The 15,679-nt window shown below is 71.7% G+C and carries 13 protein-coding genes and 2 pseudogenes; 7 read left to right on the top strand and 8 right to left on the bottom strand.

The genetic code is table 11. The annotated features are described in order from the left end of the window. Positions 1-170 precede the first annotated feature (170 nt). The 4 genes and pseudogenes from GFD30_RS04185 to GFD30_RS04170 all read right to left on the bottom strand — a co-directional run. Positions 171-986, bottom strand: a complete 816-nt coding sequence (locus tag GFD30_RS04185) for a hypothetical protein (RefSeq protein ID WP_153023960.1) — start codon at positions 984-986, stop codon at positions 171-173. Further along, positions 941-1,204, bottom strand: a complete 264-nt coding sequence (locus tag GFD30_RS04180) for a hypothetical protein (RefSeq protein WP_153023959.1) — start codon at positions 1,202-1,204, stop codon at positions 941-943. The genes GFD30_RS04185 and GFD30_RS04180 overlap by 46 nt, the downstream gene beginning before the upstream one ends. Positions 1,205-1,368: 164 nt before the next feature. Continuing rightward, positions 1,369-1,989, bottom strand: a complete 621-nt coding sequence (locus GFD30_RS04175; protein ID WP_194201847.1) for a response regulator — start codon at positions 1,987-1,989, stop codon at positions 1,369-1,371. Positions 1,990-2,197: 208 nt separating this feature from the next. Next, positions 2,198-3,280 (bottom strand): annotated as a pseudogene (locus tag GFD30_RS04170) (GAF domain-containing protein); the annotation flags it as partial. 202 nt (positions 3,281-3,482) lie between these two features. Here GFD30_RS04170 and GFD30_RS04165 point away from each other — a divergent pair. Together GFD30_RS04165 and GFD30_RS04160 are read left to right on the top strand one after the other, a co-directional pair. Next, on the top strand, positions 3,483-4,199 hold the full coding sequence (locus tag GFD30_RS04165; protein WP_153023957.1) for an SDR family oxidoreductase: 717 nt from the start codon (positions 3,483-3,485) through the stop codon (positions 4,197-4,199). Next, positions 4,196-5,203, top strand: coding sequence for an S-adenosylmethionine:tRNA ribosyltransferase-isomerase (locus GFD30_RS04160; RefSeq protein WP_322632922.1), 1,008 nt, complete (start codon positions 4,196-4,198; stop codon positions 5,201-5,203). The genes GFD30_RS04165 and GFD30_RS04160 overlap by 4 nt, the downstream gene beginning before the upstream one ends. Before the next feature lie 536 nt (positions 5,204-5,739). Here the strand turns inward: GFD30_RS04160 and GFD30_RS04155 are convergent. After that, positions 5,740-6,588: pseudogene (locus tag GFD30_RS04155) on the bottom strand (SDR family oxidoreductase); the annotation flags it as partial. A gap of 226 nt (positions 6,589-6,814) precedes the next feature. Here GFD30_RS04155 and GFD30_RS04150 point away from each other — a divergent pair. The 3 genes from GFD30_RS04150 to GFD30_RS04140 all read left to right on the top strand — a co-directional run bounded on the left by GFD30_RS04150 (position 6,815) and on the right by GFD30_RS04140 (position 10,182). Then, entirely contained in the window at positions 6,815-7,576 is a 762-nt protein-coding gene (locus GFD30_RS04150; protein WP_153023955.1) for a response regulator transcription factor, read from the top strand. A gap of 2 nt (positions 7,577-7,578) precedes the next feature. Further along, a complete protein-coding gene (locus tag GFD30_RS04145) occupies positions 7,579-8,973 on the top strand; it encodes a sensor histidine kinase (protein WP_153023954.1) in 1,395 nt (464 codons plus the stop codon). Between the two features lie 63 nt (positions 8,974-9,036). Continuing rightward, entirely contained in the window at positions 9,037-10,182 is a 1,146-nt protein-coding gene (locus GFD30_RS04140; protein ID WP_194201843.1) for a low temperature requirement protein A, read from the top strand. A gap of 179 nt (positions 10,183-10,361) precedes the next feature. Here GFD30_RS04140 and GFD30_RS04135 read toward each other — a convergent pair whose 3' ends face one another. From GFD30_RS04135 to GFD30_RS04125, 3 genes are read right to left on the bottom strand one after another with little or no spacing between them, the layout of a single operon-like run. After that, positions 10,362-11,159, bottom strand: a complete 798-nt coding sequence (locus GFD30_RS04135; protein ID WP_322632921.1) for an ABC transporter ATP-binding protein — start codon at positions 11,157-11,159, stop codon at positions 10,362-10,364. Continuing rightward, positions 11,156-12,229 carry a FecCD family ABC transporter permease gene (locus GFD30_RS04130; protein WP_153023952.1) on the bottom strand — a complete coding sequence of 358 codons (1,074 nt, stop codon included), beginning with the start codon at positions 12,227-12,229 and terminating at the stop codon, positions 11,156-11,158. The genes GFD30_RS04135 and GFD30_RS04130 overlap by 4 nt, the downstream gene beginning before the upstream one ends. Then, a complete protein-coding gene (locus GFD30_RS04125; RefSeq protein ID WP_227995813.1) occupies positions 12,226-13,305 on the bottom strand; it encodes a FecCD family ABC transporter permease in 1,080 nt (359 codons plus the stop codon). The genes GFD30_RS04130 and GFD30_RS04125 overlap by 4 nt, the downstream gene beginning before the upstream one ends. 94 nt (positions 13,306-13,399) lie before the next feature. Here GFD30_RS04125 and GFD30_RS04120 point away from each other — a divergent pair, with 94 nt between their 5' ends. Together GFD30_RS04120 and GFD30_RS04115 are read left to right on the top strand one after the other, a co-directional pair. Then, positions 13,400-14,422, top strand: coding sequence for an ABC transporter substrate-binding protein (locus GFD30_RS04120; RefSeq protein ID WP_153023951.1), 1,023 nt, complete (start codon positions 13,400-13,402; stop codon positions 14,420-14,422). 155 nt (positions 14,423-14,577) lie between these two features. Further along, positions 14,578-15,609, top strand: a complete 1,032-nt coding sequence (locus GFD30_RS04115) for an ABC transporter substrate-binding protein (RefSeq protein WP_153023950.1) — start codon at positions 14,578-14,580, stop codon at positions 15,607-15,609. Positions 15,610-15,679 lie beyond the last annotated feature (70 nt).

Genomic DNA, 15,679 nt, shown 5'->3' with positions numbered 1-15,679 from the left:
CCGCGATCGATGCCGTGGCGGACCCGCCCAGAGGGCGGCCCGGGTGCGGTCGGCGGCGTCGATGCGGCGGAGCAGGTTCGTCACGTGGGTCTTGACGGTTTCCCCTGGACGCCCCTGACATCGGATCAGATCCCTGGCCTCGGCGAAGAGACCAGGCAGCATGTCCGGGGTCAGAACGAGACCGCCCACTCAGTGATCGCCGGCATGGTCTCCTGCAGGAAGACCTCGCCGCTGTCCTTCTCGACGAGTTCGCCTGCCGGGACGAAGACCAGATGGAAGTCTGCGACGTCGGCAGGGACCTCGAAGACCGCGGTGTACGTCGTGCTGCCGGGCGTGCCGACATACGGTTCGGTGGCCCAGCCGTCGGGGACGCGGTATTCGCCGGCGGTTTCGAGCAGGAGCGCCCGGTCGGTGTCGAGCGTCCAGATCACGTCTTGATAGCTCGCGTCGCACCAACGGAACTGGAAGGAGAGGTACACCGAGCCCTCTGGGGCCCAGCCGCGGTCAGCGGTCCAGGCCGATCGGGTCAACTCGACGATCCGGTCGTGACAGCCCGCGGTCCACCACCATCCGCCGTCTCCCACGAAGCGGACGTCCAGGTACTCGAAACCTTCGAGTTCGTCGGTCCAAAAGCCCAACTCGCCGTAGTAAGCGGCAACGGGATCGATCCGCTCGCCGGTACGCAGATCGAGTCCCTGGGCGCGGCCCATGTCGTCCACCCACAGGACGGCGGGTTCGCCGACCGGCACGCTCGCGACGAGGAAGTCTGCGTTGTCCGGAGGTTCACTCAGCTCGATTCGCTCGGTGCCGACCTCGATCCAAGCTGTGGCCGCGAGCCCGTCGTGACTGAAGTCCGCGAGATAGTCCGCCTGCGTAGCGAACTGGACGAACAAGAACTCGGAACCGGGAGCGGCCGGAGCCAGGGCCCCGAGTTCCGCGCTCAGCGAGGCCTGGTCGGCGGAACCGCGGATGCCTGGAACAGGCACTCCAGGGTGAGTGTGAAGTGGGGGCCGCGGAGATCGGCGTCGGCGGCTTTCACGTTCGACCGGTCGTCCTCCCCGCACCAGGGCTCCCAGTCGTTTCCGGACACCAGCGTGTAGAGATCGGTGACCGGTGTCGGCGGAGCGGCGCTCGCCGAGACGCCGAGGGCGACCGCGGTCGGCAAGGCAACACCGATGGCGAGGCGTTTGAGGAGGAGGGGCATGTACGGGCTCCGTAGGCGGGTCGTGCGCCAGGGCGCCGGTCGGTGGCGGGCGACCATTCGGGCGGGACAGGGGCTTCTCCGAGGGAGCGGTGCCTCGGGAGCACTAGGAGACCCTAAGCGAGCACCGTCGGTGACGACTCAATAGACGGTGGCGTGCCTGCGGTTCACCCGATGCCGTGGCGGACCGCCCAGAGGGCGGCCTGGGTGCGGTCGGCGGCGTCGATGCGGCGGAGCAGGTTCGTTACGTGCGTCTTCACGGTCTTCTCGGAGACGCCCAGGGCACGGGCGATCTGGCGGTTGGTCTGGCCCTTGGCGATGAGGCCGAGGACCTGGCTCTCGCGCGGGGTGAGCGTCGGCGCCGCCGGACCGGTCGAGCCGTTCATCAGGCCGCGCATGGCGACCGGCGAGAGCAGGAGTTGACCTGAATGGACGGTCCGGATGGCGCTGGCGAGAGCGTCGGGGTCGATGTCCTTGTACACGAAGCCGGCCGCGCCGGAGGTGATCGCGGGGGGGACGCGTTCGGCGTCGGTGGCCGAGGTGAGGACGAGGACGCGGGCGCGGGCGTCGCCGAGGCGGTCGAGGACGCCCTGGCCGTCGAGGCCGGGCATCTTGAGGTCGAGGAGCACCACGTCGGGGTCGAGGTCGGCGATGGCGGCGAGGGCCTCCTCGCCGTCGCCGGCCTCGCCGACGACGACGAAGTCGGGTTCGAGTTCGAGGTAGCCGCGCAGGCCGCGGCGGACCACCGGGTGGTCGTCGACGAGGAGGAGGCGGATCGGGTCAGTCACGGCCGGGCCCTTCGTCGGTTTCGGAGGCGCCGCTGCCGGAGCCGCTGTGGCCAGATCCGCTGCGGTGGGTGGCGCTTTCGTTGACGGCGCTGCCGTTGGTGGCACTGTCGTTCGTGGAGCGGTCGCTGGTGGCGGCACTCTCGTCGGTGACACTGCCATTGGAGGCGCCGCCATCGGAAGCGTCGTCAGAGCTGTCGGCGTCCGGATCGCCTTCCAGGCGCAGGGTCACGACGGTGCCCTCGCCCGGGGCGGTCGTGAGGTCGAGGCCGCCGCCGAGGGCCCGGGCGCGTTCGCGCATCGACAGCAGACCGAGCCCGCGGGTCGCGGCCTCGTCGGCGTCGAAGCCGAGGCCGTCGTCGGCGATCGTGATCCGCTCGGACTCGATCGTGAGGAAGACGTTGCGAGCCTTGGCATGGCGGAAGGCATTGCCCAGGGCCTCCTGGACGAGGCGAAGCACTTCGACCTCGCCGTCGCGGGAGAGGTCGACCGGAGAGCGGAGTTCGAAGTGGACGTTCGTGTCGTGGAGGCGGTCGAGGAGCGTCACGTGGCGGCGGAGCGTCTCGACCAGGCCGTGTACGTCGAGGTCGGCGGGCCGGAGCTCGACGATGACGCCGCGCAGCTCGGCGATCGCCTCCGCGGCGAGCTGCTCGACCTCGTCGAGGCGTCCGCGGGCGGCGGCCGGGTCGTCGGGCAGGAGCTTGCCGGCCGCGCGGGCGGACAGCCGCAGCGAGAAGAGCCGCTGCATGACCGCGTCGTGGAGCTCGCGGGCGAGGCGGTTGCGCTCCTCGACGACGGTGAGCTCGCGGCTGCGCTCGTACAGGCGCGCGTTCGTGATGGCGATGGCCGCGTGGGAGGCGAGCAGTTCGATGAGCTCGGTGTCGGCCTCGGTGAAACCGGGCCGGCCGAGGTCGTTGGTGAGGACCACGATCCCGAGGGTCACGTCGCCGTCGCGGATCGGGACGCCGAGCAGCGCCGACATCGCCGGGTGGGCCCTGGGCCACCAGCGGAAGCGCGGATCGCGGCGCAGGTCGTCGAGGCGGATCGGCTCGGTCTCGGTGAGGATCGCCGCGAGCATCCCGTGCTGGCGCGGCAGCGGCCCGATCTTCAGGCGCTGCTCCTCGCCGATCCCGTCGGTGATGAACTCGGCGAAGCCGCCCTCGTCGTCCGGGATGCCGATCGCGGCGTAGTCGGCGCCGACCAGCCGCCGCGACGAGGAGACGATCACTTCGAGGACCTGGTGCACCGACAGGTGGCGGGTGATCGCGCCGACGGCCGCCGACACCTCGTGCAGGAGCTTCGCGGGCTGCGAGAACGGCGGTTCCGGTGCGGGCGGCTCCGGCGAGGCGCCGGCGGCATGGGAGGCGGTCACGGCACGAATCTAGCCCACGAGCCGTCCCGAGCGCCTCGGTCGCAGGTCTTAGGACCTGCGGACCGGGACCGACCGCGACCTCGGCCCGATGTGCGCGCACGCATACCGCCATAGCGTCGGCGTCATGACCACCGAAGCAACCCGCACCGCCGTCGTCACCGGAGCGTCCGCCGGCCTCGGAGAGGCCCTCGCCGAGCGGCTCGCCGCCGACGGCTGGAACCTCGTCATCACCGCCCGCGGCGCAGAGCGCCTCGCGAAGACCGCCGCCCGGATCGGCGCCGCGCACCTCGCCGGCGACCTGGCCTGGGACGCCGAGCACCGCGAGCGCCTCATCGCACTCGCCGGCGGCCGCATCGACCTGCTCGTCAACAACGCGTCCACGCTCGGCGAAGTGCCGCTGCCGACGCTCGCCGAGGCGGACCTGTCGGTCTGGCCCGAGGTGTTCGAGCTGAACATGCGCGCCCCGATCCACCTGGTGCAGCTCGCGCTCCCGTCGCTGCGCGAGCGCGGCGGCGCGGTCGTGAACATCTCGTCCGACGCGGCCACCGGACCGTACCCGACCTGGGGTCCCTACGGGGCCTCCAAGGCCGCGCTCGACCAGCTCTCGAACGTACTCGCCGCTGAAGAGCCCGCCATCCGCGTCTGGGCCGTCGACCCCGGGGAGATGCACACGCAGATGCTCGCCGACGCGGTGGGCGAGGCCGACGCGGCCGAGGCCGGCGACCCCGCCGACGCGGCCGAGGCGATCGTCCGCCTGATCGAGGCGCGGCCCGAGAGCGGCCGCTACGAAGCCAAGGCGTTCAAAGCGGCCGAGACCATCCAGAGAGGAGCCGGAGAGTGAGCACCTTGACCGAGCCGTTCGCATTCGCACTCGACGCCGCCCTGGAGGCGCACCGGCCCGCGGAGGTCCGCGGCACCGGGCGCTCCGACGTGCGGATGCTGGTGACCGACAAGGCCGCCGGCACGATCGGCCACCGGCACTTCGAGGACCTCCCGGCGCTCGTGCGCCCCGGGGACCTCCTGGTCGTCAACAACTCCGCGACCCTCCCGGCAGCGGTCGTGACCAGGCAGGGCCTGCGGGTCCACTTCTCGTCCGTGCGGCCCGACGGGTCGTGGCTGGTCGAGCTGCGCGACCGCGACAAGCCCTACCTCGGCGACGTCATCGGCCGGACCCTCGACCTGCCCGGCGGGTTCCACCTGTACCTGGAGCGGCGCTTCGGCAAGCGGCTGTGGGTGACCCGGCCGCCGTTCGCGTCGGTCCCGGACTACCTCGGCCGCTACGGCAAGCCGATCCGGTACTCCTATGTAGATCAGCAGTGGCCGCTCAGCGCGTACCAGACGGCGTTCGCGACCGTCCCCGGCTCGGCCGAGATGCCGAGCGCGGCACGGCCGTTCACGCCCGTGATCGTCACCCGCCTGATCTCGGCCGGGGTCGGGATCGCCCCGATCACGCTGCACACGGGGGTCGCGTCGCTGGAGAGCGACGAGGACCCGTACCCGGAGTGGTTCGAGGTCGGCGAGTACACCGCGCGGGCGGTGAACTCGGCCAAGGCCGCGGGCGGGCGCGTCATCGCCGTCGGCACCACCGTGGTGCGGGCCCTGGAGACCGCCGCCGCGGACGGCCGGGTCGAGGCCGCCTCCGGGCACACCGAGCGGATCGTCTCCCCCGCCGACCCGGTCTCCGTCGTCGACGGCCTGCTCACAGGCTTCCACGAGCCGCGGTCGACCCACCTGTCGATGCTCGAGGCGATCTGCGAGACCGGGCTCCTGCGCGACTCCTACACCGCCGCGATCGAGGCCCGGTACCTGTGGCACGAGTTCGGCGACGTGCACCTCATCGCGTGAGCTCTGCGGCAACACCCTGTCCGACCTGCGAGTTAGCATCGGTGTGTCGGCCCGGTCCGGGCCGCCGCACCGCCGGAAAGGGGCCCTCGATGTTCACTCCCTCATCAGCGGACGACTTCAAACCCCCGGACCACGGCCGGCAGCCGCGCGAGCGCGGGCGCCTGTCGCTGCCGGATTCGCCGATCGTCACCGGGTTCACCGCCGCGGTGACGATCGCGCTCGCGGTGGTCCTGTTCATCACGGCGATGCCCGGCGAGAACCGGGTGCTCCTCTACCGCGGCGAGCGCGTCGACCCCGGCGGCGTCTGCGAGGCGGTCGACGCGAGCGGCGACACGGTCGTGCGCGCGTGTTCCGAGGTCGGAGGGTGGGAGTCGTATCCGACCGATTGGAGCGTCGTGCCGCTGATCATCGCGGTCGTCCTCGCCGCGGCCGCCGGATACGTGGTCTACCACATCCCCCAGCAGGTCAGAGACCGCAGGAAGCAGCAGCAGGACGCGATGGACCGCCTGACCGGCGAGGACTTCCCGCGGCTGTAAGTCGACGTAGATGTCCGGCTGGAAGTCGGTCTGGCCGGGCACGACCGCGTAGCCGTCGAGGTCGGTGATCCCCTCCTCCGCGAGGAGGTCCTCGACCAGGACCGCGTTGCCGGTGTAGGTGTTCGGGTCCCGCGCGAGGACCGCCAGCGCGGCGTCGGCGACGATCTCGGGCTTGCGGGAGCGGTCGAGCATCGGCTGCCCGCCGAGCGCGAACTCGACGGCGGCGGTCGCGATGGTCGTCTTGGGCCACAGGCAGTTCGCGCCGATGCCGGGCTCGGTCTCGGACGCGCCGAGGGTCATGATCGTCATGCCGTACTTGGTGGCCGTGTAGGGGCCGCCGGAGAACCAGCGCTTGTCGGTGTTCAGCGGGGGGCTGACGGTGAGCAGGTGGGCGTGGTCGGAGCCGCGCAGGTACGGGAGGGCGGCGCTGATCGACGCGAAGGTGCCGCGGAGGTTGACGCCGGCGATGAGGTCGAACTTCTTGAGGGAGAGCTCGCCGATGCCGGTGAGGTCGAGCGCGGAGGCGTTGTTGACGCAGACGTCGAGACCGCCGAACGCGGCGGCGGCGGTGTCGACGGCTTCGCCCACGGCTTCGGCGTCGCGCAGGTCGCCGACGATCGGGAGGGCCTGGCCGCCCGCTTCCTCGACCAGTTTCGCGGTCTCGTAGAGGGTGCCGGGGAGCTTCGGGTGCGGTTCGCCGGTCTTGGCGAACAGCGCGACCTTCGCTCCGGCGGCGCCGAGCGCTACGGCGATGGCCGCGCCGATGCCGCGGCTCGCGCCGGTGACGAACGCCGCGCGTCCCTTGAGGGGGTGGTCCTTGACCAGGTCGGCCCTGACGGCTGGCTCCATTGCTCTGCCTCCAAAGTTCGGTGGACCCTGATATTACTGGAAAGTAACTTCAGGCGGAAGGAGGGAGGCCCCGACACGCCGGCCTTTCTCGCGGCGATTCCTGAACGTCTGCTGGGAGCGCGTGCGGAAGTCGCCTGGAAACGGCCCCGAGACCTGTCACCGCCGTGGACGGTGAAATAGGCTGGGCAACCGATAGGGGTCCCCTACGAGTACTGAGGAGCGGTGGATGACTTCGACCAGCGGGCCTGCCGGTGCCGTACCGCCTGCGGTGCCGCTCCGGGGCGACGGGTCCCCGGCGCGGCTCCTCGTCGTCGACGACGAGGAGAGCCTGGCCGACCTGCTGGTCGAAGCCCTCTCGTTCCAGGGCTACACCGTCACCGCGGCGCGCTCGGGCACCGAGGCGCTCACCGCGGTGGAGTCCGTCCGTCCCGACCTGGTGATCCTCGACGTGAACATGCCCGGGCTCGACGGGTTCGCCGTCGCCGACCGGATGCGCGCCTCCGGCGACGCGACCCCGATCATCTTCCTGACCGCCCGCACCGCCCCCGGCGACCTGCGCGACGGCTACGGCTCGGGCGGCGACGACTACCTGATGAAGCCGTTCCGCCTGGAGGAGCTGTCCCTGCGGGTCTCGGCGGTGCTGCGCCGCACCCTCGGGCGCGAGGCCGCATCGCACCAGCCGGCCGACACCGTCAAGGTCGCCGACCTCATCCTCGACCTGGCCGCGCACCAGGTCACGCGGGACGGCAAGACGATCGACCTGTCCCCCACCGAGTTCCGGCTGCTGCGCTACCTCGCGGCCAACGCCGGCCGCGTCGTGTCCAAATCGGAGCTGCTCAAGCAGGTGTGGGGCTACGACTTCGAGACCGACTCGAGCCTGGCCGAGACGTACGTGTTCTACCTGCGCCGCAAGCTCGACAAGCTCGGTCCCCGGCTCATCCACACCGTCCGCGGCGTCGGCTACATGCTGCGCCCGCCCCAGGCGTAGCCGTGGCCATCAGGACGAAGATCGCCGCGGCCATGGCCGTCCTGCTCATCGTCGCCGTGGCCGTGATCGGGTTCGTGACCGTGCAGACGGTCTCGAACCACCTCATCAACCAGGTCGACCAGAAGCTGAAGGGCCTGATCGACCAGGGCGGCATCCGCTCCGACCCCGGATACGGCGCCGCCGGATCCATCCCCTACAACGAGTTCGCGATCATCATCTTCGACGAGTCCGGCGAGCTCCTCGGCGGCCAGCCCGCCGGCTACAAGGACGCCCCCTACCCGCTGCCCGACGTCTCCTCGCCGCCGACCGAGAGCGGGTACTTCACGGTCCGCAGCGTCGACGGCCAGATGACCTACCGGGTCGCCACACTCGTCGACGTCGAGGCCCAGGTCAACGGGGTCACCGACATCTACACCATCGTCATCGCCACGTCGATCGACGACGTCGAGGCGACCATCTCGACACTGACGCGCACCGTGGTGATCACCGGCCTCGTCGTCGCCGGGCTCGGCATCCTCGCCGCCTGGATCATCACCAGGCGCGGCCTCCGCGTGGTCGACCGCATGGTCACCGACGCCGAGACCGTGGCCTCCGGGCACCTCCAGCACCGCATCGCGGTGGCCGACCCGCGCACCGAGATGGGCCGGCTCTCCTTGGCGCTCAACCGGATGGTGTCGCGGCTGACCGACGCGATCACCCAGCGCGACCGCCAGCACGAGCGGCTGCGGCAGTTCGTGGCCGACGCCGGGCACGAGCTGCGGACGCCGCTCACCGCCATCGGCGGATACGTGCAGCTCTACCAGAACGGCGCGGCCGCGCAGGGCGAGAAGCTCGACCGCGCCATGGACCGGATCGGCTCGGAGAACGCGCGCCTCGCGAAGCTCGTCGACGACCTCATGGTCCTCTCGCGGCTCGACGAGGAGGTCGGCGGCGACCGCGAACTGGTCGAACTGACCCAGCTCGCGCAGGACGCCGTCGACGACGCGGAGGTCGCCGACCCCACCCACCCCGTCGGCCTCACCGCTGGCGGACCGATCACCGTGGTGGCCAACGAGGGCCAGTTGCGGCAGGTGCTGGTGAACCTGCTGACCAACGCGCGCGTCCACACCCCGGCCGGCACCGCGATCGACGTCTCCGTCGCGGCGGCCGACGACGGCTGGGCCGTCCTGCGCGTCGCCGACCACGGTCCCGGCATCCCGCCCGAGCACCGCCAGAAGGTCTTCGACCGGTTCTACCGCGCCGACCCCTCCCGCTCGCGCGCCACCGGCGGGTCCGGCCTCGGACTGTCCATCGTGTCCTCGATCGTCGCCGCGCACGGGGGCCGCATCCGGCTCGACAGCGAAGAGGGCAAAGGCACTTCGGTCGAAGTGCGCCTGCCGGTCGCCCGCCTCGAGTAGCGGATTCCGCTCGGCGCGAAAACCCGGAAGCGCCGCCGGGACCGGCTGCTACGCTCGATCATCGTGACACGACTCCTCCCCGCCTGGTTCGTCGAGCGGATCGATCCCGTCCGCGACGAGGACGACCTGCGAGTCTCCACACTGGAGCTCTTCTTCGACCTCGTCTTCGTCTTCATCATCGCCCAGTTCACCGCGATCATCGCCCACGACCCGCTCCTGGGACTGGTCCAGTCCGCGCTCGTATTCGGGTTCCTGTGGTGGATGTTCGCCGGATACTCCTGGCTCACCAACGTGATCCCGCCCCTGCGCCCGGCCCGGCGCGTCCTCATCCTCTGCGCCATGGCCGGATGGCTGCTCATCGGGCTCACCGTGCCCGCCGCGTTCCACGGCGGCAGCATCTGGCTCGCCGTCGGCATCCTCGTCGTCGTCCTCGTCCACGGCCTCATGTACCTCCAGGCCGCCCGGTCCTTCGGGCCCGTGTTCGCCGCCAACCTGGCCGCGACCGCCGCGGTCTTCGCCGCCCAGCTCGTGGACGACGGCATCTGGCAGTACGTCTGCTGGGGACTGGCCTGCGCGATCGTGTGGTCGGTCCCGATCTGGCACGGCCAGCAGGGCCTGCGCCTGCACCCCGCGCACATCACCGAGCGGCACGGCCTCGTCGTCATCGTCGTCCTCGGCGAATCGGTCGTCGCGATCGGCCTCGGCGCCCGCGCGCTCCCCATCGACGCCGACCTGCTCGTCGCCGCCATCCTCGGCCTCGTCCTGTGCGCGTGCCTGTGGTGGTCGCTGTTCGTGCGCGACCTGCCCGCCACCGAGCACGTCCTCGCCGCGACCAAGGACCCGGTCCAGCGGGTCCGCAAGGTCCTCGCGGGCCTCTCGTACGCGTTCATCCCGGTGCTCATGGGCATCCTCGTCACCGCCGCCGGCATCGAGCACGCCATCGGACACGCCATGGAGCCCTTGGACACCGCGTCGACCTGGCTGCTGTCCGGCGGCGTCGCCGCGTTCCTCCTCGGAACGGCCGGACTGCGCCTCACGATGCCGCTGCCGCGGCCCTGGGACCGGGTCATCCTCGCCGCGGTCGTCCTCGCGCTCGCACCGATCGGCCTGTTCAACACCGCGCTGCAACTCGCGGCCATCGTCATCGCCCTCATCGTCGCGCTCGCACTCGAGAGCCGCACCGCAGCGGCACGAACGCCCGCGACTTAGAACACCAGCGGCACGCACCGGGCGGGACCGCGAGATCGCCGGCCCCGCCCGATGACCGCGAAGACGTGACCGGGAGACCTCGCCGCACTGGTCCCCCGCGCGAGCGCTCGGACGCTGCACCTGGTTCTTGCTCGAGCGCCCGGACCCTACACCCGGTCCCTCGCGCGAGCGCTCGGACCCTACACCCGGTCCCTCGCGCGAGCGCTCGGGATCACCAACGGCGTCCCGGACTCGGGGTCGTCGATGATCCGGCACGGCAGGTCGAAGACCTGCTCGACGGTCTCGGCGGTCACGATGTCGGCCGGGGCGCCCTCGGCGACCACCGCGCCGTCGCGCATCGCGATCAGGTGCGTCGCGTAGCGGGCGGCCTGGTTGAGGTCGTGGAGGACCGCCACGAGGGTGCGGCCCTCGCGGTGGAGCTTCGCGCACAGGTCGAGGACCTCGATCTGGTGCGTGATGTCGAGGAACGTGGTCGGCTCGTCGAGCAGGAGCAGCGGCGTCTGCTGGGCCAGGACCATCGCGATCCACACGCGCTGGCGCTGGCCGCCCGAGAGCTCGTCGACGCCGCGGCCGGAGAGGTCGGCGATGTCGGTGGCCCGCATGGCCTCGGCGACGACGCGCTCGTCGTCGGCCGACCACTGCCGCAGGATCCCCTGGTGCGGGTAGCGGCCGCGGGCGACCAGGTCGGCGACGGTGATGCCGTCCGGCGCGATCGGCGACTGCGGCAGCAGCCCGAGGCGGCGGGCGACGGCCCGCGTCGGCTGGGAGTGGATGTCCTTGCCGTCGAGCAGGACCGACCCGATCGAGGGCTTCAGCATGCGCGCCAGGGCCTTCAAGAGGGTGGACTTGCCGCAGGCGTTGGGGCCCATGATGACGGTGAACTCCCCTTCGGGGATCTCGACCGTGAGGTCCTCGCTGATGACCGTGCGGCCGTAGCCGAGCGTGGCTTGGCGGGCGGCGAGCGGGCTTGCGGTCACGAGAGGACCCCCTTCTTGCGGTGGGCGATGAGCAGCCAGATGAGATAGGCGCCGCCGACCACGCCGGTGACGACACCGGTGGGCAGTTGGTGGCCGCCGACGCCGGCGACGGCGATCATGTCGGCGGCCGTGACGATGAGCGCGCCGACGAGGGCGGAGCACAGGAAGCTGCGGGACGAACCGGTCAGGCGCGCCGCGATGTGCGGTGCGGCGAGCGCGACGAACGCGAGCGGCCCCGCGACGGCCACGGCCGCGGCGGTGAGGACCGAGGCGGTGACGAGGGCGGCCACGCGGGTCGCGCCGACGCGGACGCCGAGACCGGTGGCGGCGGCCTCGCCCAGGCGCAGGGAGTCGAGGCCGCGCGAGAGCAGTGCGATGACGACGATGCCGGCGGCGAGGACGATGGCGACGGTGCGGGCCTGGCCGAAGTCGCGGCCGGACAGGTCGCCGGTGAGCCAGTAGACGGCCCGGAACGCGTCGATGATCGTGGTCCGCGTCAGCAGGTAGCCGTTGACGCCCGCCAGGATCGCCGAGATGCCGATCCCGACGAGGACGAGCCGGTAGCCCGAGGGGTCCCCGCCGCGCGTCAAAGACCAGATGAGCAGGCCCGTGGCGAGCGACCCGACCGCGGCGAGCGCGGTCGTGACCTGCAGGGACGAACCGGTGACGATGATCGACACGAGCGCGCCCGTGGTGGCGCCCTGGGTGAGGCCGAGCAGGTCGGGGCTGCCGAGCGGGTTGCGGGTGAGCGTCTGGAACAGAGCCCCGGACAGGCCCATGCACGCGCCGACGGCGAGGCCGGTGGCCAGGCGCGGCAGGCGCAGCTCCCAGAGGATGAACTCGTCGCCCTTCGGGCCCTGGCCTATGAGGGCGTACCAGACGCGTTCGAGGCCGAGCGAGGTCGAGCCGGTCGCGGCCGACCACATGGCGAGGGCGATGAGCGCGGCGAGCGAGCCGAGGACCGCGGCGAGCACGCGGTGGCGCAGGCGGATCGAGTAGCCGCCGACGCGCAGGACCGTCGCGCGCGCGTCGCTCGAGGCCCTCCGGACCGGGGTGGGCGCGGTGGTCATAGCCTGGCGACCTTCCTGCGGCTGACGAGGTAGATGAAGAAGGGGCCGCCGACGACGGCGCAGACGATGCCGACCTGGACCTCCGCCGGGCGCGCGGCGATGCGGCCGATGACGTCGGTGAGGAGCAGGAACGCCGCGCCGGTGAGCATCGAATAGGGCAGGACCCAGTTCTGGTCGGGCCCGGTGAAGGCCCGCACGACGTGCGGGACGACGAGGCCGACGAAGACGATCGGGCCGCACACGGCCGTGGCGGTCCCGGCGAGGACCGTGATCGCGGCGATCCCGGCGACCCGCAGGACGCGCGGGTCGACCCCGAGGCCGGTCGCGGTGGCGTCGCCGAGCGCGAGCGCGTTCAGCGGCCGGGCCAGGAGGATCCCGACGGCGCTCGCGGCTCCGATGAGGACGACCACCGGGAGGATCGGGGCGGTGTGGGCGTTGACGAGCGACCCGACCGACCAGAACCGCATGGTCTCCAGCGAGGCGGCGTCCATGAGCTGGATCGCTGAGACGTACGCGTACCCGGCGGCGGTGACGGCCGCGCCGGCCAGCGCGAGCCGGGCCGGGGTCGCGGTGGCGGCGCCGGCGATGAGGTAGCAGGCGACGGAGGCGATCGCGGCGCCCGCGAAGGCGAACCCGATGGTCTGGGTGAAGCTGGAGAAACCGAGGAAGTAGGCGGCGGTGACGACCGCGGCGGCCGCGCCGGTGTTGACGCCGAGGAGACCGGGGTCGGCGAGCGGGTTGCGGGTCATGGCCTGCATGAGCGCGCCGGCGAGGCCGAGCGCCGATCCGGCGGCGAGGCCGAGGGCGGTGCGGGGCAGGCGCAGCTCGGTGACGACCGGGTAGGCGTCGGAGGCGGGGTCGGTGAGGCCGGCCCAGACCTGCCCGAGGTCCATGGCGCGGGCGCCGAGCGCGACGCTGGCGACGGTGAGGACGGCGACGGCGCCGATGAGGACGGCCAGTCCGGCGACGCGGCGCCCGGTGCGCGAGCGGGGCGCCGGTTCGCTTGCGCCCCCGGCGGACGCGTGGCCCGCCGCGAGCGGCTGGGCCAGGTCGGGGGCGCGGTGCGCGGTTGACAAGTGCGGTCTCCGGAGGGATAGTTCGGTTTTGTTTAGGCTAACCTAACCCTCGCTCACCCCGCCATGACCGCACACCCCTTCGAAGGAGTCCGACGTGCCACTCCGCGCGTACCCCGCCCTCTCCCGCCGCCGCCTGCTCTCGGCCGCCGGGGGCCTCGGCGCCGCTTCAGTCCTGGCCGCCTGCACCGGCGGCGACGATCCCGCCGAGGAGACCGACGCCGAGTCCGGTCCCTTCTCGTTCCTTGACGAGCGCGACCAGGAGAACGTCGAACTCGAGGCGGTCCCGACGAAGGTGGTGGCGTTCACCGGCCTCGCCGCGGCCCTGTACGACTACGGCGTCGAGGTGGCGGCGGTCTTCGGCCCGACCACCCTCGCCGACGGCGCCCCCGACCTCCAGGCCGGGCGGATGCCCGTAGAGGACTTGACGGTCCTCGGGAACGCCTGGGGCGAGTTCGACGTCGAGAAGTACGCCGAGCTCGGGCCCGAGCTCATCGTGTCGCACTACTACGAGGGCTTCGACCTGTGGTTCGTGCCCGAGGACCGCCTCGAAGAGGTCGAGTCGCTCGCGCCGGGCATCGGCATCGAGGTCTCGCAGCCGACCCTGGACCAGATCATCGACCGGCATGCGGCCCTTGCCGAAGCGCTCGGCGCGGATCTGGGCTCGGAGGAGAACGCCGCGGGAGTGGAGCGCTTCGGCGCGGCCGCCGGCGCCGTCGCCGCGGCGGCCGCCGAGAACCCGCTGAAGGTCCTGGCCGTCGGCGCATGGCCCGACGGGCTCTACATCGCGAACCCGCCCACGTTCAACCTGCTCGCCAAGAGCGTCGAGCTCGGGGTGGACGTCGTGGTCCCCGAGAACCCCGACCAGAACAGCTACTGGGAACTCCTGTCCTGGGAGAACGTCGACAAGTACGCGGCGGACGCGATCTTCCTGGACACGCGGACCGGGAACCTCACCGCCGAGCAGCTCGCCGCCGAGTACCCGACGTGGGCGGCGCTCCCCGCCGTGGCGGCCGGACAGGTGTACGGCTGGAACGCCGAACCGGTGTACTCGCACATCGGCGGTGCCGTTGAGCTGGAACGGATCGCGGAGGGATTGACGTCGGCGCGGGCGCTGTAGACGCTCAGTGGCTGACGCCACGTGAGGGCCCCAGGTCACGGGGTCGGAATCCGATTAGGTTAGCCTAACCTCGGTTCGCCAGCGCCCGGCCGAGTCGGGCGCGCTCCGACCGCCGGTTCCGGCCCCCGCCCGCCCTTCACGAAGGAGAAGCACACATGGCATTCGATGCCGACAAGGTCAAGCTCGGCCGCCGCGGCCTGCTCGCGGGCGGCGGCGCCCTCGGTCTGACGGGCGCGCTCGCCGCGTGCTCCGGAGGCGGGGACGACACCGACACCGCCGCCGAGTCGACCGGCCCGTGGGAGTTCACCGACGACCAGCCCGCCACCGTCGAACTCGACCACGTCCCCACCAAGCTCGTGGCGTACACCGGCATGGCCGCCGCCCTGTACGACTTCGGCATCGAGGTCCCGGCCGTCTTCGGCCCCACCACCAACGAGGACGGCTCCGCCACCAGCCAGGCCGGGAACCTCCCCGTCGGCGACCTGACGGTCTTCGGCAACACCTACGGCGAGTTCGACGTCGAGGCCTACGCCGAATGGGGTCCCGAGGTCCTGCTGACCCACTTCTACTACGACCCGGCGTCCCTCTGGTACGTCCCCGAGGAGTCCAAAGCGGACATCACCGCGCTCGCGGACGTGGTCGCCCTCAGCGCCGACGACGGCGCCAACACCCTCGACGCGGTCATCGGCCGCCACGCCGAACTGGCCCAGAGCCTCGGCGCCGACCTCGAGTCGGAAGCGAACGCCGCCAACAAGGAACGCTACGACGCGGCCGTCGCCGCCCTCACCGAGGCCGCCGCCGCGAACCCCGTCACGGTCCTCGCCTGCTCCGCCGCCGCCGAGACCTTCTACGCCTCGAACCCGGCCATGGGCAACGACATGCGCTTCTTCACCGAGCTCGGCGTCACCTTCGTCCAGCCCGACAACCTCGACGAGGGCGGCTACTTCGAGAGCCTCTCGTGGGAGAACGCCGACAAGTACCCCGCCGACCTCCTCTTCCTCGACTCGCGCGTCCAGGCCCTCCAGCCCGACGCGCTCACCGACTTCCCGACCTGGGCGGCCCTCCCGGCGGTCCAGGAGGGCCAGATCGTGGCGTGGGAGGCCGAGCCGATGTACTCGTACGGACTCGCCGCCGTCTCCATCGAGGCGCTCGCCGAGGCGATCACGAACGCGAAGAAGCTGGTCTGAGGCAGACCGGGTCTTCGACCACCACAACCGAATGCAGAGTGAGCAGGGGCGGGATCCGCGTGGATCCCGC

The organism is Glycomyces albidus, assembly GCF_009451885.1.
GTDB classification, from domain to species: Bacteria; Actinomycetota; Actinomycetes; order Mycobacteriales; family Micromonosporaceae; genus Glycomyces; species Glycomyces albidus.
The sequence above is the reverse complement of the archived record's forward strand: the minus strand, read 5'-3'. Positions and strand labels throughout refer to the sequence as shown.